The following is a 26,091-nucleotide window of genomic DNA, read 5'->3' as shown; positions in this document are numbered from 1 at the left end:
GAGGCTGCCCGGAATCGGATCAGCCTCTTTCATTTGCCTGCATTGTTGTTACGCCTCTTCTTCCACTATCATTTCATCTTTATAATCAAACGTGACTCGTCCAAGGTATTGATTGCGGATGTCCCGTACAATCGCTTCGGCGGTCATCTCATAATCCACTTCGCCTTCATGCGATACAAAACGGCGCTTTTTGGCAATGTGGTCAAAGGTATGGACAATTTCTTCATCGATATGATCGATTCCATAACGCTCTTTCAAACGCTCCGGATACCGCTGTTCCAAAAATTTAAGGGCATAGATGGCCAATTCCTGCATTTGGATGACAGAATCTTTGATGGCTCCGGTCACCGCCAATTTAAAACCGGTTTCAGGGTCCTCGAATTTCGGCCATAGAATACCTGGAGTATCCAGCAATTCAATTTCCTTACCAACCTTGATCCATTGCTGCGCTTTTGTCACCCCGGGCATATTCCCGGTTTTCGCAAGGCTCTTTTTAGCGAGACGGTTGATCAAAGTCGATTTGCCTACGTTCGGGATCCCGACAATCATGGCACGGATAGCGCGGGGTTTGATCCCTTTTGCAATCATGCGGTCCCATTTTTCGGCGAGGATCTCTTTTGACGCTTTCGTCACCAGCTGCAGTCCTTTGCCTTCAAGCGAGTTGATGGCTACTGCACGTGTTCCTTGTTCTTCAAAATAGTGGATCCACTTTTTCGTTTCTGCATCATCGGCCATGTCCATCTTGTTTAAGATGATCAGCCTTGGTTTCTGCTGAATCACCTGATCGATCATTGGGTTGCGTGATGATAAAGGCAGTCTCGCATCAACAAGTTCAAATATGATATCGACTAATTTCAGTTTTTCAGTTACTTCTCTCCGGGCTTTCGCCATATGCCCCGGAAACCATTGAATCGTCATAAAATCTCTCCTTACTTAACAAGTCCAGCTTCTTCGAATGGCCAGAATACCAGGCTTGTGTTGCCGACGACCTCTTCCATCGGAACTACTCCGATAATCCGGCTGTCCTTGCTTGCCCGGCGATTATCGCCCATTACAAATACTGTTCCTTCCGGTACAGTACTGGAATTTATCTTTTCTTCAAGCGTAAAATCTTCTGTTAATGTGCCACTGACATCTTTTTTGTAGTCGTCCAGATACGGCTCATCTATTGGTTCACCGTTAATATATAATTGGTCATTTTCATAAGCGATATGATCACCCGGCAAGCCGATGATCCGCTTGATATAATCTTTTTCTTCAGGCGCATGAAAAACGATGATGTCAAACCGTTCCGGATTCCCAATATTATAGCCAATTTTATTGACAATCATGCGGTCTCCATGTTCTAGCGTCGGCATCATCGACTCCCCATCAACCACAATCGGCGTAAAAAGGAATATACGGATAATTGCTGCAAGACCGAACGCGATCAATAGAGCTTTCGACCATTCCCACACTTCGTTTTTCTTTTTCGCTTCTGATTCCATGCGCGTTCCTCCCTATGCTTTGTGCTTTAATTGTACAAGGATATTTCCATTTAAGCAAAAAAGAAAGAGGGCGCGGACGCCCTCTTTCTGCATTGCAATCTTATCTGATTTCTTTGATGCGAGCTGCTTTACCGCGAAGGTTGCGCAAGTAGTACAGTTTCGCACGACGAACTTTACCGCGACGGGTAACTTCAAGTTGAGCAATTTTTGGTGTGTGTACAGGGAATGTACGTTCAACACCAACACCGTAAGAGATTTTGCGGACAGTGAATGATTCACTGATCCCGCCTCCGCGACGGCTGATGACAACTCCTTCGTATACCTGAATACGTTCGCGTGTACCCTCGACAACTTTAACGTGGACGCGGACAGTATCACCAGGACGGAAATCTGGGAGATCCGTACGAAGCTGTTCTTTTGTGATTTCTGTAATAATGTTTTGCATGGTTTTCTCTCCTTCTACAGATGCTCTTGCATTCATAAGCCGATTGCAGCGGAACACCGTGATCCTGTACTTCACATAAAAGTACAGACTCCATGTTATCACTAAGCAACAGCATTTGCAAGAGATAATCTGTGATCATTTTCTATTTTTCAAGTCATCCAAAATCTTCTTCTGTTCATCAGTTAGGTCGATTTTCTCCAGCAGATCCGGACGGCGTTCGAGTGTTCTTTTCAGTGTCTGTTCCTCGCGCCATTTATCGACTTTCCCGTGGTTTCCGGAAGTCAAAACATCAGGCACTTTCCACCCGCGGTATTCAGCGGGTCTTGTGTACTGTGGATGCTCCAGAAAACCTGTCGAAAAAGAATCCTTAACAGGCGAATCCGCATTGCCGAGCACGCCGGGCAGCAGTCTTACTACACTGTCGATGACAGTCATGGCCGCCAGTTCCCCGCCAGTCAAAACAAAATCGCCGATTGAAATCTCATCAGTCACCAGATGTTCACGGATCCGTTCATCGTATCCTTCGTAATGGCCACAGATGAAAATCAGTTCCTCTTCCTGAGCAAGCTCTTCCGCTTTTTTCTGTGTAAAGCGTTCACCTTGCGGGCACATCAGGATGACACGGGGCTTCCCTTGGCCAGAGAGCGCTTCTACAGCGTTGAAAACCGGTTCGGGCTTCAGCACCATTCCAGCACCGCCGCCAAATGGATAATCATCCACCTGGCGTTTATTATCGGCAAATTCCCTGAAATCGGATACTGCAAATGTTACAGCATTTTTTTCCTGGGCTTTCTTAAGCATCGACTGGTTGAAAACACCTTCGAACATGGCTGGGAATAATGAAAGAACATTTATTTTCATTCGTTCAACAAACCTTCCATGACTTCAATCGTCACTTTTTTCTCTTCGACATCAATGTCCTTGACGACATCTTCGATATACGGGATATAATGCTTCTTGCCGGCTTGAGGTGTGATTTCCCATACGTCATTCGCACCGGTTTCCAGGATTTCGGTGATTTTGCCCAGTTCACGGCCTTCGTCAGTGAAGACTGTACAGCCCAAAATTTCATGGTGATAGAACGCGCCTTCTTCCAATTCCGTCAGGTCATGTTCAGCAATTCGCAGATACGAATCTTTGAACTCTTCAACCATATTGATATTAGGATAGCCTTCAAATGTCAGCAGTTCAAAATTCTTATGCTGACGATGGCTCGCAATTTTGACCATGATCGGCTTCTTTTCATCTTTCTTAAAAAGGCCCAGTTTCGTCCCTACTGCAAAACGTTCCTCCGGAAAATCCGTGCGGGATAAAACACGCACTTCTCCGCGGATTCCGTGGGTATTGACGATTTTGCCTACATTAAACCATTCCACGCGCAAACATCCTTTCGTGTCTCTTACATTAAATATTATTATGTTATCTATTTTTTCATGAAATCGCTCCAGGTGGACGCTTTCCGCAGGGAGCTGCCTGAGCCTCCTCGTCCGCTTCGCTACCTGCGGGGTCTCAGGACTAGCTCTATATCCTGCAGGAGTCGCCACCTTCCGCTCTTTCATTTGAAAGTTTTATTAAGAGATATGGAGCAAAGCAGCGCAGACTCCCAGGTGAGTAAGCGAAGTGCTGAGATCCACTCGGGCGAAGTGGAGCGAGCCCGAGTTAGCTCAGCGCAAGCCACCAGGAAAGCGGAGCTGCTTTGCGGAATATCGGTTGAGTCATTCAAACACTGCCTTCTCCAAGAAAAAAGGAAGGAACCGGGGCTCCTTCCTTTTACTCAATCCACAATATCGAGGTAAGTTTTTTTCTTATGATGATTGCCTGCTGCTGAATACACGATAGCGCGGATGGCTTTCGCCACACGGCCTTGCTTACCGATCACTTTCCCTGTATCTTGCTGATGCACGGAAAGCTTGTAGACAATACGGCTATTATTTTCGTCAATTTCAATACGAACTTCTTCCGGATGATCAACCAGCGGTTTCACAATGGTTTCAATCAGCTGCTTCATAAGAAAGTCTCCCTTACTTGTTTAATTTGTCGTTATGGAATTTCTCCATAATGCCTTTTTGAGAAAACAAGTTACGAACAGTGTCAGATGGTTTAGCGCCATCGTGAAGCCATTTCAACGCCAATTCTTCGTCGATTTTAACTTCAGCTGGAACTGTCAGCGGGTTGTAAGTACCTACTGTCTGGATTTGACGGCCGTCACGTGGAGCACGTGAGTCAGCTACAACAATACGATAGAAAGGAGATTTTTTAGCTCCCATACGTTTTAATCTAATTTTTACTGCCATTTCTTAAAGCACCTCCGAATAGTTTCACACAAGATATTATATTAGCAAGCTTTAAATAGTTTGTAAAGTATTTTTTCTTAACACCTTATAAAATTATTTAAAAAGTGAGTCCAGGCCTGGCATTGACATCTTTTTCTTGCCTTTTTTCGAGCTCATGCCGGACATTTGTTTCATCATTTTCTTCATATCTTCGAATTGTTTCAACAAGCGGTTGACGTCCTGAATCGACGTCCCCGATCCGCGCGCGATCCGTTTTTTCCGGTTCGCGTTGATGATTTCAGGCGTTGTTTTCTCCTGTTTCGTCATCGAATAGATGATGGCTTCTACACGGCCCATTTGGCTTTCATCCACTTTTGCGTTTTCCAGCCCTTTGATTTTATTGGCGCCGGGCAGCATCTTCAGGATTTCATCCAATGGCCCCATCTGTTTGACCTGTGCCAGCTGTTCCAGGAAATCATCGAACGTAAATGAAGACGTACGGAATTTCTCTTCGAGCTGTTTCGCTTTTTCTTCATCAACATTAGTCTGCGCTTTTTCAATCAGCGACAGCATATCGCCCATTCCGAGGATCCGTGATGCCATGCGTTCCGGATGGAATACATCCAAAGCATCCAGTTTTTCGCCCATACCGATGAATTTGATCGGCTTTTGCGTTACAGTACGGATAGACAATGCCGCCCCGCCGCGTGTATCGCCGTCAAGCTTCGTCAGGACGACTCCCGTGATACCGATTGCTTCATCAAAGCTTTGTGCCACGTTCACTGCATCCTGCCCGGTCATGGCATCTACAACCAGGAAGATTTCATCCGGTTCCTTCAATGCACGGATATCCTTCAATTCCTGCATCAGCGTATCGTCTATATGCAAGCGGCCAGCCGTATCGATAATGACTGTATCCAGATGTTCCGCTTTCGCGTGTTCAATCGCCTGACGTGCAATTTCAACCGGTGATATGTCCGTCCCTTTTGAAAAAACCGGAATAGTCAGCTGTTTGCCGACTGTTTCCAATTGCTGTACAGCCGCCGGACGGTATACGTCAGCCGCTACCAATAACGGTTTGCGGTTATGCTTCTTGCGCAGCAATCCCGCCAGTTTTCCGGTAGTGGTCGTTTTACCTGCACCTTGCAGACCCACCATCATGATGACTGTCGGCTGTTTGGTTGAAAATTCGATTTTGCTCTGCTCGCCGCCCATCAATTCCGTCAATTCATCCTTGACGATTTTGACGACCTGCTGGCCCGGTGTCAAGCTGTCCATGACATCTGAACCGGCAGCACGTTCACTTACTTTTTTAACGAATTCTTTTACTACTTTTAAGTTAACATCCGCTTCGATTAAAGCGAAACGGACTTCACGCATCATATCTTTAACATCTGCTTCAGACACTTTACCTTTGCCCTTGATCTTAGTCATGGTGCCTTGCAGGCGTTCGGATAAACCTTCAAATGCCATTCGTTCCGCCTCCTAATCCCATTCTTTCAGTTCACTGAGGAATTTATGGATGTTTTCTTCAGTGAAAGGGTTTTTTTCGAATGTCGAAACCAGTTCCTGCCGACGCTGAAATTTATCGAACAGCTGGAGCTTCGCTTCGTATTCCTCGAGCATCGCTTCAGTACGGCGTATATTATCGTAAACCGCCTGTCGCGTAATATTGTATTCTTCGGCAATTTCACCTAAAGAATGGTCATCCAAATAATACAGCATCATATAACTGCGCTGTTTTGGCGTCAGCAATTCCTGATAGAAATCGAATAGATAGTTCATCCGTGTCGTTTTTTCCAAACCCATCATGTCTGCTCACCCCGTTCATACTACACACAACATTACTGAAAACGAAATCAACCGTCAAGTAATTTTACTTGTCTGCAGCATCCTCTTCCATTTCCTCTTCCTTATCCAAACCTTCGGCAAACAGCCCATAAACATATTTCTGTGGATCGAACGGCTGAAGATCGTCCATTTTTTCACCCAGACCGACAAATTTGACAGGGATGTTGAGTTTATTGCGGATAGCCAGAACGATACCGCCTTTTGCGGTGCCGTCCAGTTTAGTCAGTACGATGCCCGTAACTTCCGTCACTTCTTTGAAAGTCTGTGCCTGGATCATCGCATTCTGTCCGGTTGTGGCATCAAGTGCCAGCAGCACTTCATGCGGAGCACCCGGAATTTCACGCCCTAACACACGGTGGACTTTTTCCAGTTCATTCATTAAATTGACTTTGTTCTGAAGGCGCCCCGCCGTATCGCAGATCAACACATCCACACCGCGTGATTTCGCCGAACGCACGGCATCATACATGACAGCTGCAGGATCTGAACCGGCGGCTTGCTTGATCACATCCACACCGACCCGCTGTCCCCAGACATCCAATTGCTCGATTGCTCCGGCACGGAAAGTGTCGCCGGCCGCAAGCATGACGGATTTACCTTCATTTTTCAAACGGTGGGCCAGTTTACCGATAGTCGTCGTCTTGCCGACACCGTTTACGCCAACCATTAAAATGACGGTCAAGCCATCGACAAATTTGATTTCGTTCAGTTCAGGTTCGCCTGCCTGATAAATTTCCACCAGTTTTTCAGAAATGACGGATTGCACGTTGGAAGTGTCCCGCACATTTTTGCGCTGTACTTCATAGCGCAATTCATCCATCAATTCGAGAACGGTTTCAAAGCCGACATCCGCCTGCAAAAGGACTTCTTCAAGTTCCTCGAAGAAATCTTCATCCACTTTGCGGTATTTCGCCACTAAGTCGTTTATGCGTGAGGTAAACCCCGTACGCGTCTTTTCCAGACCCTCTTTATACTTTTCGGTTGATTGTTCCTGCTCGGCGTTGCCGGCAAATTTATCTTTCAGCTTCTTGAAAAAACTCACCAGATCACTCCTCCATTTATAATTGTTCCTGCAGTTTTACAGATACGAGTTTTGATATTCCTGATTCCTGCATCGTGATGCCGTAAAGGACATCGGCACCTTCCATCGTCCCTTTTCGGTGTGTGATGACGATGAACTGTGTATCTTCACTGAATTTCTTAAGATATTGGCTATAGCGCACTACGTTCGATTCATCGAGTGCAGCTTCCACTTCATCCAGGATACAGAACGGAACCGGCCGGATATTCAGGATGGCGAACAGCAGCGCAATCGCAGTCAACGCCCGTTCCCCCCCTGACAGCAGACTGAGGGCCTGCAGTTTCTTGCCCGGCGGCTGTGCGATGATTTCCACACCGGTCGCCAGCATATCCTGTGGATTTGTCAGCACAAGATCAGCTGAACCGCCGCCGAACAATTCCTTGAATACCCGCTGGAAATGGCTTCGGATGGCATGGAAGGTTTCATCAAAACGGGTCGTCATCTCTTCATCCATTTCGCGGATGACTGTCCGCAATGTTTCTTTTGCCTCGTTCAAGTCATTTCGCTGCTCCGTAAGGAAGTTATGGCGTTCAGCCACATGTTCAAATTCCTCGATAGAGCCGATATTGACCGGACCCAGTTCTTCAATCGACTGTTTAAGCAATTTGACTTTCTTGCGCACAACATCTTCTTCATCCGCCAGTTCAAATTGAGTCGCCTGTTCAAGTGTCAATTCATAATTATTTTCCAACTGGCCGATCAGATTCTGTACCTGAACATCCAATCGTGTAGCTTTCACTTCACAGATACGGATCGCTTCGACAAACCCTTTATGAAGGCGCTGGTATTCTTTCAGCTCTTCTTCCAGTTCAGTTAATTGGCTTTGGTTTTGGATTCGAAGCTCTTTTAACTCACTGATTTTCTGCATGCCCATTTGTTTTTTGCTGGACCATTTTGAAATTTCAGCTACGATCTCTTCATCTGAATAGACTTTTGCCGCTTCTTCGGATTGCAGCCACTCAAGTTCGGACTGGATTTCCTTCAGCTTGCGGTCGCTTTTCTCTTTTCGGACAAGCAACTCAGCTTCACTGTCCGTCAATTGGTTGACCCGTTCCTTCATGACAGCGAGCTGGGACTTGTGGTCGGCGAATTTTACCAGCACCGCGTCCCGGGCGCTTTCATTCTGCTGCTTGAACTGCGTCAATTCTTCGATACGGGCGGAAGTTCCGTCCAGCTCAGAAGTGATTTCATCGAGACGGCTGGAAGCAGTTTCTTTGCGCACCGTCACAGCATCCAAATCGGATCCTTTGTTCTTTTGCTCGGCCTGAAACACCTTGAACCTTTCTTTTGTGGTGTTCAAGACTGCATTGATTTCCCGAAGTGTCATCGCGCGTTCTGATTCCAGGTCACGATATTTTTCACCTTCAGACCGTAAATCATTCAATCTGCGTTCTGTCGTGTGGACTTCAGACTGTTCTTTCTGCACTGTTTTTTCTGCAACGGCAATCGTCTGTGCCAGCTCTTTGGACTGGACAAGCAATTGCTCAAGTTCCGCTTTACGGGTGAAGAATGAGGCTTGGGTTTTATTGGCTCCGCCGGTCATCGAACCGCCGGCATTGACGATATCCCCTTCAAGCGTCACGACCCTGAAGCGGTTGCCTGTCAACTTAGCGATCGCTGTAGCGCCTTTCAGATCTTCCGCGATAATGACATTGCCGAGAAGATTTTCGATGATCATATTGTAAGCCGGGTCATAGTCCACCAGCTCGAACGCAACTTTAATAAACGCCGGATGCTGGCGAATTGAAGATAAGGTGTGCTCCGGTATGGTTCTCGGCTTCATCACCGTCATCGGCAGGAAAGTGGAGCGTCCGGCGCGTTTCTCACGAAGGAACTGGATTGCTTTCCGGGCATCGTCTTCGTTTTGGACGACAATATGCTGACTGGAAGCGCCAAGCGCAGTTTCAATCGCTTTCGCATAGTTCTGGTCTACTTGCGCGATTTCCGCCACCGCTCCCACGATCCCGGTCAATTGTCCTTTTTCACGTGCTTGAAGCACTTCCCGCACTCCTTGGAAAAACCCGGAGAAATCGGCTTCCAATTCCTGGAGTGTGTCAATTCTTGATTCCAGTTGCTTTTGGGATTGATAGGCTTGAAACAGCATATTCTGCTTTTTGTCGAAAGCTCCCTTGATTTGCAGGTAGCTGTTTTCTGTTTCACGGTATAATCGGCGTTTCTCTTCCAACAGCTCTTTGATCGTATCGTATTTGTTCTCGGCTTCTTCTTTTTCCTTCTCCAGCTTTTCGAGCTCAGCACTGAAATCTTGTTGCTGCAAAGCGATTCTGCTGGTGGATTCAGATAATTGCCGTTCCTGCAAATCGATATTTTTCAATTCATTTCTGACAGTAGCCTGCTCATTCATCAATTCTATATAAAGCGATTTGAAGGATTCGATTTCATTTTCAATATCCGCTGGCGTTCTGCTCAATTGTTCTTCCAGTTGCCTGATGGCATTTTTAATTTTCTGCTGCTCGGCTTTTCTTGCATCCAACAGCTTCAATTGCTCCTGATGCTTTTCAGCCAGCACTTGATTCTCCGCCATTTCGGCATCCAGATTTTCTTTCAGCTGGCTCGCCTGCCGGTCTGCATTATGCTTTTTCTCGGACATCAGCAGTTTGCGGCCTTCCCATTTCTCGGTTTCGGAGCTCGCTTCAATCAGACTGCTTTGTTCCGCATCTATTCCGCTGTCGAGTTCAGCAATCTTCTTTCGCAGACTGGAGACAGTTTCTTCTTTTCTGCCGATTTCAGCCGCCAGTTCCTGTTCCTTGGCGCTTTGCTCAGCAGCGTCTTTGCCAAGTTGTTCAAGTTCCTGTTTTAAACGGTTTGCGTCGAACGCCAATAAAGCGATATCCGCATCCTTGAGTTCAGCACTCATATCCAGGTAATCCCTGGCCGCGGAAGCCTGAATCTGCAGTGGTTCCATCCTGCCATCGAGTTCATGGAGAATATCCAAAACCCTGTTGAGGTTTTCATCCGTTTCATTCAATTTCAATTCAGCTTTTTTCTTGCGCTGTTTATATTTCAATACGCCTGCAGCTTCTTCAAAAATGGAACGGCGTTCTTCAGCTTTGCTGTTGAGGATTTCATCCACCCGTCCTTGCGAAATGATCGAGAAAGCTTCTTTGCCGAGTCCGGAATCCATGAACAGATCGGTGATATCTTTTAAACGGCAATTCTGCTTGTTCAACAGATAAGCACTTTCCCCACTTCGAAAAACCCTTCTCGTTACGCTGACTTCGCTGTAATCGAGAGGGACCCGTCCGTCCGTATTATCCAAGACCAAAGTAACTTCGGCAAAATTCAGTGGTTTCCGTGAATCACTGCCGGCAAAAATGACATCTTCCATCTTTCCGCCACGCAATGATTTCGCGGATTGTTCACCGAGGACCCAGCGGATTGCATCAGTGACGTTACTCTTTCCGCTGCCATTCGGTCCCACAACTGCTGTAACTCCAGGAACGAAGTCGATGCCGATGCGATCAGCGAACGACTTGAATCCCATGACTTCCAATCTCTTCAAAAACATTCTCTAGTCCTCCATTGCTTCCTGCAATTTACGGATTGCCAGCTGAGCTGCCTGCTGTTCCGCTTCTTTTTTGGATCGTCCGTTTCCGACGCCCAATTCTTTATCGGCCAAAGTGACGCGTGTAACAAATATGCGGCTGTGTGCCGGTCCTTTTTCATCGATGATCTCATAGCTCAATGTCCCTGAATTTTTCTGCTGCACGATTTCCTGCAGTTGGCTCTTATAATCCATCACATGCGAAAAAGCACCGATTTCCACTTTCGGGAACAGAATCACTTCCAGGAATGAAACGACCGGTTCAAGCCCCTGATCCAGATACAACGCCCCGATGAATGATTCGAAGACATCAGCAAGAAGTGCGGGACGTGTTCTGCCGCCAGTCAGTTCTTCGCCTTTGCCGAGCAAAATATATTTGCCGAAATTCAATTCATTCGCAAACAGGACAAGAGACGGTTCACAGACAATGGATGCCCGGAGTTTCGTCAATTCACCTTCGCTCATATCGGGATACTTCATGTATAGATAATGGGACACCGATAATTCCAGGACGGCATCGCCTAAAAACTCGAGCCGTTCGTTATCCGTGAATTTTTTTCTTCGATGCTCATTCACATAAGATGAATGAGTGAAAGCTTGATAAAGCAGTGCAGGATTACGGAAGTTGACATCCAGCTCTTTTTGCAGCTGGTCAAAAGCATTTTTCACACTTTCCTTCAGCACTCCCGGCTTTTGTTGGTTGAGGTTTTTTTTCATTGCCATTTTTATCTGCCTTCCTATGTTGTTCTTCCGTCAATTTTACCTTTTTTCCAGCTTTAACGCAAAAATAGAATTGACGCACAACCGCTTAAGCTGTAAGCGATTGTGCGTCAAGGTCATTTCATCTTAATAAGATTTAAGCCTGTTTTTTCTCAATGTAAGAAACTGCGTCTCCTACTGTAGACATGCCTTCTGCATCTTCATCAGAAATCTCCATGTCGAATTCGTCTTCAAGTTCCATAACCAATTCAACTACATCCAATGAATCCGCACCAAGGTCTCCTGTGAATGAAGCTTCAAGTTTCACTTCGTTCTCTTCTACACCTAGACGATCCACGATTACTTTAGTTACTCTTTCCAATACTGTTGCCAATGTCGTCACCTCCCCTCAATGCAGTATACAGAATTACAAATTACATGACCATCCCGCCGTCAAGGTGCAATGTCTGCCCTGTCATATAGGACGCTTCATCAGAAGCCAGGAATAACGCGGCTTTCGCCACTTCTTCGGGTTTTCCGAAACGGCCAAGCGGTATTTGGGCCATCATGGATTGCTGAATCTCTTCATTCAATCCATCCGTCATCTCCGTTGTAATGAATCCTGGAGCCACAGCGTTTGCGGTAATCCCACGGCTCGCCAATTCACGCGCTGTTGTCTTAGTGAGACCGATGACACCCGCTTTGGAAGCGACATAATTCGCCTGTCCGGCATTGCCCATGACTCCGACAATCGAAGCGATATTGACAATCCGGCCCGAGCGCTGCTTCATCATCTGGCGTGTGACGGCTTTCGTGCAAATAAAAACACCTTTTAAATTGGTATTGATTACGTCGTCCCATTCATCATCCTTCATGCGCATCATCAGGTTATCACGTGTAATTCCTGCGTTGTTCACAAGGATATCGACTGTCCCAAAATGAGAGATCGTTTTATCGACCATGGCTTTGACTGCATCCGCGTCTGCCACATTCGCTTTTACAGCAATGGCTTTTCCGCCATTTTCTTCTATCGCTTCTACGACTGCTTCCGCTTTTTGCTGGCTGCCGCTGTAATTGACTACGACATTCGCACCCGCTGCTGCGAACCGCTTGGCGATTTCAGCCCCGATGCCTCTCGAAGCACCAGTGATGATGGCTGTCTTACCAGTTAAGTCGCTCATTTTTTCAGCTCCTCTATCACTTTTTCGCATGATTCGACGTCATTGACCGGCAATACAGTCACCGAACGGTCAATTTTCTTAACCAATCCGCTAAGCACTTTACCTGGGCCAATTTCGACAAAAACTGTCACACCCAATTCGATCATTTTACGAACCGATTGCTCCCATAAAACCGGAGAGTACAATTGGCGGACTAAAAGATCCTGGATTTGCGCAGCGTTTGTTTCCGTTTCCCCCGTGACATTGGCTACAACCGGAACATTGGCATTCATCAGAAATGCCTTGCTCAGAACTTCCGATAAATCCTGTGACGCGGGACGCATCAATTCAGAATGGAACGGGCCGCTGACATCAAGTGGAATCGCCCTTTTCGCACCATTTTCCTTAGCCAGCCTGCAAGCTTCTTCAACTCCAGCTTTTGTTCCTGAAATGACGATTTGACCAGGACTGTTCAAATTGGCCAATTGGACAACACCAACTGAATCAGTAGCCTGATTCGTCACTTCTTCCAGTTCTTTCGCATCCATACCAAGGATGGCAGCCATCGTTCCCTCGCCTGCCGGTACCGCCTCGTTCATGAAAAGTCCGCGTTTGTGGACGATTTCCACAGCGTCCTCAAATTTCATGACACCCGAAGCCACTAAAGCGCTGTATTCCCCAAGACTGTGGCCCGCTGTATAGGAAGGTACAATCCCTTCGCGCGCCAAACGTTCCGTAATCATCGCGCTGACCGTCAGCAAAGCCGGCTGTGCATTGTATGTAAGGGTCAATTCTTCTGATGGGCCTTCGAGCATCAAAGTGGATAATTTCATGCCAAGGGCTTTATCCGCTTCGTCAAAAAAGTTCCGGCTTCTTTCATCGCTTAAAAAGGTTTCGCCCATCCCGACTGTCTGGGAACCTTGTCCCGGGTAGATAAATGCTATTTTTGTCATTCCGACTGCTCCTTTTTCACCGTGTTGTAAATTGTTCCGGTCACATCATACTCGATCATCGTGCGGGTTTGGCGAATGGCATTGAAGAAAGCGGTGCTGTTTGAAGAACCGTGTGCTTTAATCACAGGCGCTTTGAGGCCGAACAGCCCGGCTCCGCCGTACTCACTATAATCCAGCATGCCTTTCAAACCGCGCATATCATCTTTAACAAGTGCAGCAGCCAATTTTGTTTTCATTGATGACATGAAAACATCTTTGATCATCGCGAACACATTCATCGCTGTGCCTTCAATCGTTTTCAGCACCATATTTCCGGTAAAGCCATCCGTTACAACAACATCAGCCACCCCATTAAGTAGATCACGGGATTCCACATTGCCGACGAAATTGATCGGTGCTTCCTTCAATAAAGGAAAGGCGGCTTTCGTCAAGTCGTTCCCTTTCTTCTCTTCAGTTCCGATATTAAGCAAGCCCACCGTAGGATTCTCGATGCCGCGTACTTTCTCAGCATAGATGCTGCCCATGATGGCGTATTGCACCAGATGCTCCGGACGCGCTTCAGCATTCGCTCCCATATCCAGCATAACGAAACCTTTGCCGTCAATGGTCGGTAATGTCGGCGCCAATGCTGGCCGGTCGACACCATCGATGCGTCCGACTATAAACAGCCCAGCCGACATCAATCCACCCGTATTGCCGGCTGACACACAAGCATCCGCTGTGCCATCTTTGACAGCCTGTGCCATGCGCACCATCGAAGCGTCTTTCTTTCTTCTGACAGAACGAACCGGATCGTCTTCCGCTTCAATCATCTCTTCACAATGGAAAACCGTTAAGCGATCATGGTCTTTCAGGAATTCCTGCATTTTTTCCTGGTGTCCAAACAACTGAATCTCCAGATCCTTAAATTCATCAAGCGCCTTGTAGACCCCTGCGATTATTTCTTTCGGGGCGTTATCTCCGCCCATTCCATCAACAGCTATCTTCATCCAACTTCACCTTCACTTTGTTCCGTCATTCGATACATTTCAAATGTACCAATAAAAACTGTCACTTGGTCAACCGTTGAGACCACTTTTACAAAAGCACGGTTCTTTTCAGGCTGCCTCTCGATGACAGTCGCTTTTGCCACGATCCGCTGTCCGGCTTTCACCGGCCGCAGAAACTGCAATTCGGATTTTACGGTCAATGCCAGCTCTTCATTCATAATCGCTACAGCCAGTGAATTGGCCTGCGCAAAAAGGTGATGGCCTCTGGCAATTTGGTTGCGCTGAAAAACATGTTCCTGCTTGACGTCAAAAATCGAAATCGCTTTTTCATCCAATTCAATATCAATGATCTCTCCGATCACTTCATCGATCGGCAGGGATTTCACTTCATCTTCAAAAGTCTTGACGGCCACATGCTTGATCCGCTCACGCAGTTCAGGTATCGACAATTCCATCCGGTCGAGCCGGATCGTCTGGACGCTGACATTAAACTCAGCCGACAATTCCTCATCTGTCACGAACGGATTATCATTTATCGATTCCTTTAAAGCAGTTTGCCGTTCTCTTTTTGTTCTTTTCACATTGTCACCGCCCGCTATTAGCACTTGGTACTAATATCAGTATATTGGCTATAAAAAAAGAATGCAAGGGCTAATGACAAGCCCTGCATCCTTAATCCAGCCGTGCCATCGACAAAGCGCCCGATTCCTCGAGCATCCTGCGCAGACATGCCGTTTCACCACTCGTCCAAAATTCATCACTGTTCACAAGGCTTTCAGCATCTTTCCTTGCCGTCTCCAATGCTCTGTAGTCATGGATCAGATCAGCCATTTTGAATTCAGGCAAGCCACTTTGTTTACGGCCGAAGAAATCTCCCGGCCCCCGGAGTTTCAAATCTTTCTCTGCCAGCACGAAACCATCGTTCGTTTCGGTCATTGACGTCATTCGTTCCTTGCCGATTTCCGTTTTCGGATCGGCCAGCAGCACACAATAGGATTGCTCGCTGCCCCGTCCGACACGTCCCCGCAATTGATGCAGCTGGGATAAGCCGAAACGTTCGGCGTCATAGATCAGCATGAAGGATGCGTTCGGTACATTGACCCCAACTTCGACCACTGTGGTTGAAACCAGAACTGCGATTTCCCCTTCCGTGAACGATCGCATCGTTTCTTCCTTTTCATCCGAATGCAAACGTCCGTGCATCAGACCGACAGTATATTTGCCATGGAAATAACTCGATAACTGGCTGTAAAGTTCAACTGCATTCTGGAAATCAAGTTTATCCGATTCTTCAATCAGCGGACAAATGACATAAGCCTGTCTGCCAGCGGCAAGTTCCTTTTCCATCCGGCCGACGATTTTACCGAACATGTCCTTCTTCATCCAAAACGTCTGAATCTCTTTTCGGCCGACCGGCATCTCATCGATTACTGAGACATCCATCTCACCAAAAGCCGAAATGGCCAACGTCCGGGGAATAGGCGTCGCTGTCATAAACAGGACGTCCGGATTATAGCCTTTATCTTTAAGCACCCGCCGCTGGTCGACACCGAAGCGGTGCTGCTCATCTGTTATGACGAGCCCCAGTTTCCTGAACTGCACATCCGGCTGGATGAGCGCGTGGGTTCCGATCAGGATATCGATTTGACCCGCTGCCAATTGATCGAGTATCAGTTGCCGTTTCTTGCCTTTGACTGATCCGGTCAGCAAAGCGATTGTTACAGGAAACGGTTCAAACCATTCCGCCAGTGTATTGGCGTGCTGTTCCGCCAGTATTTCAGTCGGCGCCATCAACGCCCCCTGCAATCCGGCAGTCACAGTGGCATATAAGGAAATAGCTGCCACGACAGTCTTACCAGAGCCTACATCCCCTTGCAGCAGACGGTTCATACGGAAAGGCTCTTTCATATCCTTCGATATTTCGTTGACGACCCGTTTTTGGGCCTCGGTCAATTCATAAGGCAGCGATTGCACAAAATTACGGACTTTATCGACATCATAATCAATAAACGATCCGCCTTCCTCTTCCCGGTTCTTTTTGCGCAACGCCTGCATTTTTAATTGGAACATCAGCAGCTCCTCGTATACAAAACGGCGGCGGGCCTGTTTCAATGATTCACCGTCAGGCGGAAAATGAACCCATTCGAGCGCTTCTGATAAAGGCGCCAATTTGTATTCCGCCAAAAATTTCGATGGGATGCATTCCTCGAGATCGTCTTTTGCCAAATCGAGGGCCTGCCGCATCAATTTCCGGAAAGTTTTTTGATGCATCGAACCTTTCAGGCTGTAGACAGGCTCAAAATCGGCGCCGTCTGTACGCGGTCCAAGCGAGTGGTTGGACACGGTGATGATCTGGCGGCCGCGGTCCCATTTCCCGGTCAATGTCACGATTTCGCCGATATGCAATTTCGTTTTGACGTAATGCTGGTTGAAGAACACGGCTTTGATCAGATGGCGGCCCACCATCACCTGTACTGTTGTCCTCGATTTATTTTTTCCTAAAAAAAGGACGGAAGGCTCGCTTTCGACCCTTCCCTCCACGGTTACTCGTTCATTATGCGGTGTATCCACCAGATCCTTCAGCTGAAAATCTTCATGGCGGTACGGAAATGTCATGATCAGATCATGGATCGTTTCAATGTTCATTTCCTTCAACGTTTCAGCTGCCTGTTTGCCTACACCCTTTAGGACGGCGACAGAATCCTTACTTGCCACTGCCGACTACCGATCCGCCGAAAATTTTCGATTCCAGCCATTTTCCGGTAGGTGTAGCCGCGAGTCCGCCTTTCGCGGTTTCCTTCAACGCACTCGGCATCGACTGGCCGATTTCAAACATCGCACCGATGACTTCATCGCATGGAATGCGGCTGGTTACGCCGGCCAAAGCCATGTCTGCAGCTACAACAGCGTTGGATGCGCCCATGGCGTTCCGTTTGACACACGGAACTTCCACTAAACCGGCAACCGGATCACAAACTAGGCCCAGCATATTTTTCATCGTGATGGCAAATGCTTCTGAACTTTGCTGCGCTGTGCCGCCGGCCATTTCCACTATCGCCGCTGACGCCATCGCCGCCGCTGAACCGACTTCCGCCTGGCATCCGCCTGCCGCTCCGGAAATCGAAGCGTTGTTCGCAACGACAAATCCGAATGCGCCCGAAGTGAATAAATAACGGATCATCTGTTCACGGGTCGGGTTCAATTGGTTCTTAACCGCAAATAAGGTACCCGGCACTACGCCTGCAGAACCTGCAGTCGGTGTCGCGCAGATGGTGCCCATCGCTGCATTCACTTCATTCGTCGCTACCGCTTTGCTGACTGCGTCGAGCATCAGCGGGCCTGACAGCGTATTGCCTTTTTCAATGTATGCCTGCAGGAGCACAGCGTCTCCGCCTGTAAGGCCTGAAACGGAATGTACGCCTTTCAGCCCTTTTTCGACCGCTTCTTCCATCACAGTCAGATTGCGTTCCATCTGAACCATGATATCTTCACGGGAACGCTGTGTAATCAGCATTTCCTGTTCAATCATGATTTCTGAAATCAATTTATTTTCATTTTCTGCACGTTCAACCAATTCTTTAACGTTACGGAATAAAACATCCATTCTCCGTTCCTCCTGTTCAGTCAGCGATCCTTGTCACTTGCGTAATATTCGGCAGCTGCCGTAATTCATCCATTATAAAAAGGTCCACGGTCTGGTCGACTTCGATGACCATCAATGCCATTTCGCCTTTTTGGCGTCGTGACACTTCCATATGGCCGATATTGATATCGTATTTATAAAGGCAGTTGGAAACGTTTGCAATACTGCCCGAGCGGTCATCATGGACCACAAGGATTGCCGGGTGATTTCCGGAAAGCCGTAACGGAAAGCCATTAAGCTCAGTGATTTCAATCTTTCCTCCGCCGATCGAGATGCCGACCATCGACATTTCGGAACGGCTGTCCCCGATCACGATCCTTGCTGTATTCGGGTGGTCGGTGTGGCCGGTTTCCGGGATGAACTCAAAATCCATGCCCGCTTCTTTCGCTTCTTCAAAAGAAGTTTTGATGCGTTCATCGTCTGTATCATAATCCAGAAGGCCGCCTACGATGGCGACGTCTGTGCTGTGTCCTTTATATGTTTCGGCGAAAGAGCCGTAGAGATGGATCTTTGCCCATTCCGGCTGGCGCCCGAATAAATCCCTGGCCACTCGGCCGATGCGGGCAGCTCCCGCAGTATGCGAAGAAGATGGCCCGATCATGACCGGACCGATTATATCAAAAACAGATTTGAACTTCATGGCTCAAACCCCTTTCTCTCAATTTGCGTATAGTTCCAGTTTACACGATTTAACGGCTTTAGACAAAGATAATAAAGCATATGTTCTTATAGCGTTAAGGCATCGGAAGAACTTCCACCATAAAAATAGCCGATGGAGAAAAAGGCTTCACCTTTTCTCCATCGGCCAGTATGTGCTGATCTTTTATTCAACTGAAATAATATAAGGATACAGCGGCTGTTTACCGTTATGGATTTCAACTTCCACTTCATCATTCAACGATTCGATGAATTCACCCAGCTTTTCAGCGTCAGCTTCCGTGACGTCTTCGCCGTAAAGAATCGTCACGATTTCAGAATCAGCGTCGATCAGTTTCTTGGCCAATTCTTCAGTCACACTTTGCAGGCTCTTGTCGGATACCACGATTTTGCCTTCCGAGATGCCCATGAAGTCATCTTTTTTAATGGTGATGCCGTCAATCGATGTGTCACGGACGGCGAATGTCACCGATCCCGATTTCACATGCTTTGAAGCACCCGCCATTGTTTCGCGGTTCTCTTCGACCGACGCCGATGGATTGAATGCCAATAAAGCGGCCATACCTTGGGGAACGTCTTTTGTCGGCACGACAGCGGCTTCGATTTCCAGGATTTCAGCCGCCTGTTCAGCGGCCATGATGATGTTTTTATTGTTCGGCAAAATCAATACGCGTTCAGCCGAAACCGAACGGATTGCGTTAACGATATCTTCTGTCGATGGGTTCATCGTCTGACCGCCTTCGATGACATAAGACGCACCGATGCTGCGCAATAATTCCGCAACGCCTTCGCCCATCGCTACAGTCACAACTGCATATGGATGAACAGCTTCTTGCTTTTTACCTTCTTTTTTGAAATCTTCTCCGACAATATCGATATGCTGCTGGCGCATATTTTCGATTTTCATACTGATCAGGCTTCCGTAATCCTGGCCATATGTAAGGACCTTACCTGGTTCTTCCGAGTGGATATGGATTTTCGCGACTTCATCGTCAGCGATGACAAGAAGTGAATCGCCATAAGCACTAAGATCGGTACGGAATTCTGCTTCATTGAATTCTTTTTTGCCGTCTTCGAATTTAACCATGAATTCTGTGCAATAACCGAATTCAATATCCGCAGTATCCATGAAACCGGCTATGTTCTTGTGATGCTCTGCACTGACAAGATCATTCATGGAATCATTGACGTGCTTCTCAGGCAGTTCTTCGCCTTTCAAAGATGCCAAAAACCCTTCATATACATAGACAAGCCCTTGGCCGCCACTGTCGACCACGCCCACTTCTTTCAATACCGGCAACAGGTTCGGCGTCCGCTCAAGTGAAGCTTTGGCTTCTGTAACGATGCCTTCAAAAAGGACGATGATATCCGATTCATCTTTTGCCAGTTCCATTCCTTTAGCCGCTGAATCTTTGGCAACCGTCAGGATGGTCCCTTCAACCGGTTTCATCACCGCTTTATAGGCAGTTTCAACCCCATGCTGAAAAGCCTCAGCCAATTGCTTTGCCGATAACTCACTTTCGTTCGCAATCGATTTGCTGAAGCCTCTGAACAATTGGGACAGGATAACGCCAGAATTTCCGCGCGCTCCCATCAATAGGCCTTTTGACAAAGCGGAAGCCGTTTTGCCGATGTGCTCCTGCACATTCGCTTCCGTCTCTTTTGCCCCTGATGTCATGGATAAGTTCATGTTCGTTCCCGTATCGCCGTCAGGCACCGGAAAAACGTTTAATGCATCTACATAATCCGCGTTCTGGAACAAATGATGGGAACCCATCTGCACCATTTCCGCGAATTTAACTCCGTTTAATGACTTCATAACCGCTTCTTCCTCCTCCTACGGGTTCGTAACACGAACTCCTTGAACATAAATATTTACAGCCTTTACAGGCATACCGAGCGTTTTGGTAATCGTGTATTTCACTTTTGACTGAACCTGGTATGCGACTTCCGAGATTTTCGTGCCATAGCTGATGATCACGTACATATCGATGTTAAGATCAGAGCCTTCCTGGCGCACAATGACACCTTTGGCAAAATTCTCTTTTCTCAGGATATCAGTAAGGCCGTCGCGTATTTGATGTTTTGTTGCCATTCCGACAATGCCGTAACATTCGATTGCCGCTCCGCCAGCGATTTGAGCAATCACATCATTGGAAATATCGATTTGACCATAGTCATTTTTTATTTCAATCGACATTAAGAATTCCTCCTTGAGTCCTATTTCACTCTTTTCATTCTACAACAAACCCCTATATAAGAAAAGCGGACGTTTTCAGGTGTAAAGGTTTTTTTCTTTAAAGGGTGTCAAAATTAGTTGCAAACGCCAAATGTCTATGGTAAATTATTAAAGTATGTGAAATGAAAAACGAACTGAAATTCTATCATAATTTTCAGCTTCACTTGTGAGGAGGTACTTACATGGCTAAAGTATGTGCAGTAAGCGGACGTAAAGCTCGCGCCGGAAATGCTCGTTCACACGCAATGAATTCGACAAAACGTACATGGGGAGCAAACCTTCAAAAAGTTCGCATCCTTGTTGACGGCAAACCGAAGCGTGTTTGGGTTTCTGCAAGAGCATTGAAATCAGGAAAAGTTGAGCGCGTTTAATCGTTCTCATGATTAATGCCAGGTCTGACAAATGTCAGCCTGGCATTTTTTCGTGGGGATTTTTCTTTCTATATAAGTTGAACTAAATATTCTCTATAAGTTAGGAGTAATTCCAAACGCTATATTCCGCAAAACAGCTTCGAAGACATTAGCCGAAGCATGCGAGGCTAAGTCTTTGCGACGAAGCAGCGCAGCGATGCAGGAGCACGATTATTAGGATTTACTATATACAGTGCCTAATACCTGTCTCCGCTGTTTTGCTCCATATCTATAGAGATTTCTCTAGCGCCGGCGCGCCGCCGGAGCAGGCGAATGTCGTCGAAGCAGAATAAGAGTAGTCTTCTCGGCTTATTGCGGGAGGCAAGGTTCGCCATACAAAGATGGCGCGACCTTTGCGACGAGCAGTGCGCAGGAGCATAATCTTTGCACTGTCCAAAGCGCCGAAGCGTCATAAAAACCGATACTTAAATTCAACCTGTACATTAACTTCTATTCATCCGCACTCTCAATCATGATGCAGTTTCCTTCTATAAAAGAGACAACTCCTGCATGTTCGAGTTCGTTGCTGATGAAACGCGTGGATCCGAAGGGAATCGTTTCGTCCGCTACTTCGTATTTAAAACCTGTCAGGCTGAAGCCTTTAATTTCTTCGGCGAACGGATAGAAGGAAATATAGCGGTAACGGCTGCTCCGCAGGATTTCATGGCTGCCCGCTTCCAGAAAGCGGATGCGGTTCTGTTTATTGATCAGGAAAAATTGAGTTCCAGGGTACTTCAGATGGAAGCCATATATGGCATGCAATGCACTCATATAATGATCCAAACGGCCGCCTGTCACGCCTGTGACGATCACAATTTCAGGGTCATAGGCCATCGCTTCTGCCAGCGCCATTTCGGTATCGGTTTCATCCTTGTCCGGAGAAGCAGGCTGCAGATCCGGAAAAACCCTTTTGATCCGCGCGAATTGCTCTGGTGATACAGAGTCGAAATCCCCTACGGCTGATGACGGCACAATCCCCTTATCCATCAGCGCAATTGTTCCGGCATCCACTCCGATAAATGTATCTTCCGGCCATACTGAAAAGTCCGGCAATTCGCTTGCCGGACCTCCTGCTATGATGATGACCTTCACGAGATCGCCTCTTGACCAGCCTTTTTGATGCTTTGCAAGGCTTTCGTACGATCTTCTTTTCCATATATAGCCGATCCTGCCACAAAAACATTAGCTCCTGCTCTGGCACAATCGACAATTGTTTCCTCATTGATGCCGCCATCAATTTCGATGTCGATTTCAAGGCCTTTTTCTTTGATGATCTTAGACAGCTGTTCGACTTTCGGCAGAACCGACGCGATAAACTTCTGTCCTCCAAAACCAGGATTGACTGTCATTAACAGCACTAGATCGATATCTTCCAAAATGGGCAGAATCGCTTCTACCGGTGTATGCGGATTTAAAACAACTCCAGGTTTCACGCCAAATGAGCGGATCAATTGGATGGTTCTGTGCAGATGGGGGCTCGCTTCTACATGTACCGTGATGTAATCAGCTCCCGCTTTTGCAAAATCTTCTATATACCGGTCTGCGTTTTCAATCATCAAATGGACATCGAACGGCAGCTTTGTCAACGGCCGCACTGCGCCCATGACGGCTGCGCCAAATGAAATATTCGGCACAAAATGGCCATCCATCACATCGATGTGAATCCAGTCCGCTCCAGCTTTTTCAACTTCCAACACTTCTTCGCCCAGCTTCGAAAAGTCTGCGGCCAATATGGACGGTGCAATTTTAATCATTGGAATACCTCGGCTTTCTTGTCATGATTTCTTCCAGGAATTTCAAGTAATGTTTATAGCGGTATTCAGGAATTTCTCCGGTATCCACCGCTTTCTTGATAGCGCATTTGGGTTCATTGAGATGCAGGCATTCCCTGAATTTACAGGCGTTGGATCTTTCTGCCATTTCAGGGAAGCAGCCCGACAGTTCCTCTTTCTCAATTGTATCAAAATCAAAGGAGCTGAATCCGGGCGTGTCCGCCAGCAGACCACTGTTGACTTCGATCAATTCAACATGCCGGGTCGTGTGTTTCCCCCGGTTCAATGCTTTCGAAATATCATCGGTCTTCAATTCCAGCGAGGGCAGGATCGTATTCAGCATCGTTGACTTGCCGACACCAGATTGACCCGCCAGCACGCTGGTCCTGTTTTCAAGTACGGGCATGAGCCGTTGCTGAAGTTCAGGGTCATCGATGAAAGTCGGAATGACTTCGTAGCCGATTTTTTCATAATCCGCAATATAATCCATGATTGCCGATCTTTCTTCATCATTCACCAGATCCATCTTGGTCAGGCAAATGACCGGTTGAATGTCATGGGATTCAATGGCAGTTAGAAACCGGTCCAGCAGAAGCGGATGAAAATCCGGTTGTTTTGCCGAAAAAACAAGAATTGCCTGGTCGATATTTGCTATTGGAGGACGGACAAGTTCATTCTTGCGGTCGTACACATGAAGAATCGTCCCTTCCAAATCATTGTCAGCTTTATAGTCCACAAAATCCCCCACCAATGGCGAGATCTGCCTGTTGCGGAATACACCGCGTCCACGGCACTGGATATAACGCTCACCGTCTTCGTCCAATACATAATAAAACCCGCTGAGCGCTTTTCTTATTTGACCTTTCGGCATACGTTCCCTCCTTCTTACTCCACATTATTGTATTCGATCGTTTCTTCATTGATGATTCTGCCGTCCCGTACAATTCGGTACACCGCCCGATTGCCTTCAGAAATCTGCAATTGGATGCGGCGTTCAGCGTCTTCGGTAATTGTAAATTCTTCTACGGGATCAGCCATTGTCCGTGTTTCATCCTGGATATAAATCTGAACCGTCTGTTCTACCGGCTCTTCGCCTTCTTCCGCTGGTGTTTCAGGTTCGTAAGGGATCCGGACTGTATGGATGTAGGTTTTTTGCGGCAAAGGCGGTGGTCCGGATGACAGCACAACATCAATTGCGCCTCCCGCTTCCAGCTCGCTGCCAGACGCCGGAGTCTGAGAAAGCACCGTACCGGCTGCAGCCTCACTCGACGGTTCATCGCCCGTAATATTGATATGGAAGCCGGTTGAGCGGGCATATTCACTGAGCGCCGCTTCATCATAACCTGACAAATCGTCAACCTGTCGCATATCTTTTCCTTTGCTTACGACAAATTCTATTTCCGTTTCACTTGGAATCATTTCGCTTCCTGCTTCGGGAGTCTGTTCAAGAATCGTTCCCGCAGGTTCATCCGAAAACTCTTCTACAGGCGTGACAGAAAGAAAATCACGCGCGTTGAGAAGTTCCATTGTCTGTTCGATGTTACGGCCGACATAATCCGCCATTTCAGCAGATTCTTTTCCGAGGCTCAAATACAATTGGATCTCCGATTCCACGCTTCGCATTTTACCGGCTTCCGGAATCGTACGAATCACTGCCCCTTCTTCGACTTCATCTGAATAGCGTTCCTGTTCTTCACCGATCACAAAACCATATGATTCCAGTTCTTCAATCGCTTCGTCCCGCTCCATACCCGAAACATCCGGTACAGCTGCCTGCTTCGGACCGAAAAGATCCGGAAATGCCAGAGCAACAGACAAACCGGCTATGACAAGAAAAAGCAGTATGCCGATAACCCATGGCAATTTCTTTTTCTTTTCCTTTTTTGGCGGTGTTTGTTTCTTATTTGCTGCCGAACCTTTTGTTTTGGCAGGGCCGTTCGTGATCGTTTCTTCCGCGTTGACATACGGAGACGAATCTTTTATGGCCGGCATCGCGCGTGTAGCGTCTTCATCTATCGGCACGGCAAACTTGGGTTCATTCAAACGCTCGGGCAATAAAACAGTCGACAGATCTTCGTCCATCTCATCCGCTGACTGATATCGATGCTGCGCATTTTTCGCGGTAGCTTTCAAAACGACATTCTCAAGGCTTTGCGGAATCGTCGGTACGATTTCACGAAGTGACGGTGTTTCGGTCTGCAAATGCTTCAAAGCAATCGAAACCGCCGATTCGCCTGAAAACGGCAATCGTCCTGTCAGCAATTCATACATGACAATTCCCAGGGAATAGATATCCGATTTTTTTGTGGCATTGCCGCCCCTCGCCTGTTCAGGTGAAAGATAATGGACAGTGCCCAGCACCGAATTGGTCTGCGTATATGAAGTTGCACTCAAAGCCATCGCAATACCGAAATCGGAAATTTTCACATTGCCTTCTTCATCCATAAGAATGTTCTGCGGTTTGATGTCACGATGGACAATTTGATTGTGATGGGCGTGTGCCAATGCGGACGCCAATTGCTTCATAATCTTCACTGCGCGTTCCGGCGCAATCGGTGAATGTTCGATTATGTAATCTTTTAAAGTTTTTCCGGGTACATATTCCATGACCAGATACGGGATCGCTCCGTCTTCCCCGACATCAAAAATGTTGACGATATTCGGATGGGCCAGGCTTGTGGTCGACAAAGCCTCGCGCTGGAATCTTCTGCGAAGTTCTTCTTCATTCGAAAAATCGTAGCGCAGCATTTTGATGGCGATGTCCCGGTCCAGAATCATATCATGGGCAAGGTAGACATTCGACATGCCGCCTCCGCCGATCAATTCCTTTATCTTATAGCGGCCATTGATATTTCTGCCGATCAACATAA

General features: G+C 47.2%; 27 protein-coding genes. 1 reads left to right on the top strand and 26 read right to left on the bottom strand.

Annotation, left to right across the window (positions count from 1 at the left end):
• Positions 1-48 precede the first annotated feature (48 nt).
• The 22 genes from ylqF to CXF70_RS11280 all read right to left on the bottom strand — a co-directional run bounded on the left by ylqF (position 49) and on the right by CXF70_RS11280 (position 21,000).
• Positions 49-918: a ribosome biogenesis GTPase YlqF gene (gene ylqF, locus CXF70_RS11385; protein ID WP_084245152.1), complete on the bottom strand. Its 870-nt coding sequence runs from the start codon at positions 916-918 to the stop codon at positions 49-51.
• A gap of 11 nt (positions 919-929) precedes the next feature.
• Positions 930-1,487 (bottom strand): signal peptidase I, encoded by a 558-nt coding sequence (gene lepB, locus CXF70_RS11380; protein WP_101802772.1) that lies wholly within the window; start codon positions 1,485-1,487, stop codon positions 930-932.
• A 100-nt stretch (positions 1,488-1,587) separates the two neighbouring features.
• The gene (rplS, locus tag CXF70_RS11375; RefSeq protein ID WP_084245148.1) at positions 1,588-1,932 is read right to left on the bottom strand and encodes a 50S ribosomal protein L19; all 345 of its coding nucleotides are present in this window, start codon (positions 1,930-1,932) and stop codon (positions 1,588-1,590) included.
• Between the two features lie 135 nt (positions 1,933-2,067).
• Positions 2,068-2,793: a tRNA (guanosine(37)-N1)-methyltransferase TrmD gene (trmD, locus tag CXF70_RS11370; protein WP_101802771.1), complete on the bottom strand. Its 726-nt coding sequence runs from the start codon at positions 2,791-2,793 to the stop codon at positions 2,068-2,070.
• A complete protein-coding gene (gene rimM / locus CXF70_RS11365; RefSeq protein ID WP_084245144.1) occupies positions 2,790-3,308 on the bottom strand; it encodes a ribosome maturation factor RimM in 519 nt (172 codons plus the stop codon). Before rimM ends, trmD begins: the two co-directional genes overlap by 4 nt.
• Positions 3,309-3,706: 398 nt before the next feature.
• Positions 3,707-3,940 carry a KH domain-containing protein gene (locus CXF70_RS11360; protein ID WP_101802770.1) on the bottom strand — a complete coding sequence of 78 codons (234 nt, stop codon included), beginning with the start codon at positions 3,938-3,940 and terminating at the stop codon, positions 3,707-3,709.
• Between the two features lie 13 nt (positions 3,941-3,953).
• Positions 3,954-4,226 (bottom strand): 30S ribosomal protein S16, encoded by a 273-nt coding sequence (rpsP, locus tag CXF70_RS11355; protein WP_084245140.1) that lies wholly within the window; start codon positions 4,224-4,226, stop codon positions 3,954-3,956.
• Between the two features lie 93 nt (positions 4,227-4,319).
• Positions 4,320-5,678, bottom strand: coding sequence for a signal recognition particle protein (gene ffh, locus CXF70_RS11350; protein WP_101802769.1), 1,359 nt, complete (start codon positions 5,676-5,678; stop codon positions 4,320-4,322).
• Between the two features lie 12 nt (positions 5,679-5,690).
• Complete coding sequence (locus tag CXF70_RS11345; protein WP_084246789.1) at positions 5,691-6,014, bottom strand: putative DNA-binding protein; 324 nt, start codon at positions 6,012-6,014, stop codon at positions 5,691-5,693.
• A gap of 67 nt (positions 6,015-6,081) precedes the next feature.
• Entirely contained in the window at positions 6,082-7,098 is a 1,017-nt protein-coding gene (gene ftsY, locus CXF70_RS11340) for a signal recognition particle-docking protein FtsY (protein WP_101802768.1), read from the bottom strand.
• A 16-nt stretch (positions 7,099-7,114) separates the two neighbouring features.
• A complete protein-coding gene (smc, locus tag CXF70_RS11335; RefSeq protein WP_101802767.1) occupies positions 7,115-10,663 on the bottom strand; it encodes a chromosome segregation protein SMC in 3,549 nt (1,182 codons plus the stop codon).
• Positions 10,664-10,666: 3 nt separating this feature from the next.
• A complete protein-coding gene (gene rnc / locus CXF70_RS11330; protein WP_084245132.1) occupies positions 10,667-11,422 on the bottom strand; it encodes a ribonuclease III in 756 nt (251 codons plus the stop codon).
• 133 nt (positions 11,423-11,555) lie between these two features.
• Entirely contained in the window at positions 11,556-11,792 is a 237-nt protein-coding gene (locus tag CXF70_RS11325; RefSeq protein ID WP_033543709.1) for an acyl carrier protein, read from the bottom strand.
• Between the two features lie 40 nt (positions 11,793-11,832).
• Complete coding sequence (fabG, locus tag CXF70_RS11320) at positions 11,833-12,579, bottom strand: 3-oxoacyl-[acyl-carrier-protein] reductase (RefSeq protein WP_101802766.1); 747 nt, start codon at positions 12,577-12,579, stop codon at positions 11,833-11,835.
• On the bottom strand, positions 12,576-13,511 hold the full coding sequence (fabD, locus tag CXF70_RS11315; protein WP_101802765.1) for an ACP S-malonyltransferase: 936 nt from the start codon (positions 13,509-13,511) through the stop codon (positions 12,576-12,578). Before fabD ends, fabG begins: the two co-directional genes overlap by 4 nt.
• The gene (gene plsX / locus CXF70_RS11310) at positions 13,508-14,500 is read right to left on the bottom strand and encodes a phosphate acyltransferase PlsX (protein ID WP_101802764.1); all 993 of its coding nucleotides are present in this window, start codon (positions 14,498-14,500) and stop codon (positions 13,508-13,510) included. Before plsX ends, fabD begins: the two co-directional genes overlap by 4 nt.
• Positions 14,497-15,081: a transcription factor FapR gene (gene fapR / locus CXF70_RS11305; protein ID WP_101802763.1), complete on the bottom strand. Its 585-nt coding sequence runs from the start codon at positions 15,079-15,081 to the stop codon at positions 14,497-14,499. Before fapR ends, plsX begins: the two co-directional genes overlap by 4 nt.
• 91 nt (positions 15,082-15,172) lie before the next feature.
• Complete coding sequence (gene recG, locus CXF70_RS11300; RefSeq protein ID WP_101802762.1) at positions 15,173-17,215, bottom strand: ATP-dependent DNA helicase RecG; 2,043 nt, start codon at positions 17,213-17,215, stop codon at positions 15,173-15,175.
• On the bottom strand, positions 17,205-18,104 hold the full coding sequence (gene sdaAA, locus CXF70_RS11295; RefSeq protein WP_084245120.1) for an L-serine ammonia-lyase, iron-sulfur-dependent, subunit alpha: 900 nt from the start codon (positions 18,102-18,104) through the stop codon (positions 17,205-17,207). Before sdaAA ends, recG begins: the two co-directional genes overlap by 11 nt.
• Before the next feature lie 16 nt (positions 18,105-18,120).
• Positions 18,121-18,783, bottom strand: a complete 663-nt coding sequence (gene sdaAB, locus CXF70_RS11290) for an L-serine ammonia-lyase, iron-sulfur-dependent subunit beta (RefSeq protein WP_101802761.1) — start codon at positions 18,781-18,783, stop codon at positions 18,121-18,123.
• Between the two features lie 183 nt (positions 18,784-18,966).
• The gene (locus CXF70_RS11285) at positions 18,967-20,619 is read right to left on the bottom strand and encodes a DAK2 domain-containing protein (RefSeq protein WP_101802760.1); all 1,653 of its coding nucleotides are present in this window, start codon (positions 20,617-20,619) and stop codon (positions 18,967-18,969) included.
• 18 nt (positions 20,620-20,637) lie between these two features.
• Positions 20,638-21,000: an Asp23/Gls24 family envelope stress response protein gene (locus CXF70_RS11280; protein ID WP_084245114.1), complete on the bottom strand. Its 363-nt coding sequence runs from the start codon at positions 20,998-21,000 to the stop codon at positions 20,638-20,640.
• A gap of 221 nt (positions 21,001-21,221) precedes the next feature.
• Here CXF70_RS11280 and rpmB point away from each other — a divergent pair, with 221 nt between their 5' ends.
• A complete protein-coding gene (rpmB, locus tag CXF70_RS11275) occupies positions 21,222-21,410 on the top strand; it encodes a 50S ribosomal protein L28 (RefSeq protein ID WP_084245112.1) in 189 nt (62 codons plus the stop codon).
• Between the two features lie 489 nt (positions 21,411-21,899).
• Here rpmB and CXF70_RS11270 read toward each other — a convergent pair whose 3' ends face one another.
• The 4 genes from CXF70_RS11270 to pknB are packed head-to-tail and all read right to left on the bottom strand — an operon-like array spanning position 21,900 to position 26,089.
• The gene (locus CXF70_RS11270) at positions 21,900-22,541 is read right to left on the bottom strand and encodes a thiamine diphosphokinase (RefSeq protein ID WP_101802759.1); all 642 of its coding nucleotides are present in this window, start codon (positions 22,539-22,541) and stop codon (positions 21,900-21,902) included.
• The gene (gene rpe, locus CXF70_RS11265) at positions 22,538-23,203 is read right to left on the bottom strand and encodes a ribulose-phosphate 3-epimerase (RefSeq protein WP_101802758.1); all 666 of its coding nucleotides are present in this window, start codon (positions 23,201-23,203) and stop codon (positions 22,538-22,540) included. The genes CXF70_RS11270 and rpe overlap by 4 nt, the downstream gene beginning before the upstream one ends.
• Positions 23,196-24,092 (bottom strand): ribosome small subunit-dependent GTPase A, encoded by an 897-nt coding sequence (gene rsgA, locus CXF70_RS11260; RefSeq protein ID WP_084245106.1) that lies wholly within the window; start codon positions 24,090-24,092, stop codon positions 23,196-23,198. The genes rpe and rsgA overlap by 8 nt, the downstream gene beginning before the upstream one ends.
• 14 nt (positions 24,093-24,106) lie before the next feature.
• Positions 24,107-26,089, bottom strand: a complete 1,983-nt coding sequence (gene pknB, locus CXF70_RS11255) for a Stk1 family PASTA domain-containing Ser/Thr kinase (protein WP_101802757.1) — start codon at positions 26,087-26,089, stop codon at positions 24,107-24,109.
• Positions 26,090-26,091 lie beyond the last annotated feature (2 nt).

It is taken from the genome of Planomicrobium sp. MB-3u-38, assembly GCF_002836425.1.
GTDB lineage: Bacteria > Bacillota > Bacilli > Bacillales_A > Planococcaceae > Planococcus > Planococcus okeanokoites.
This window is presented reverse-complemented; position numbering and strand designations above follow the sequence as displayed.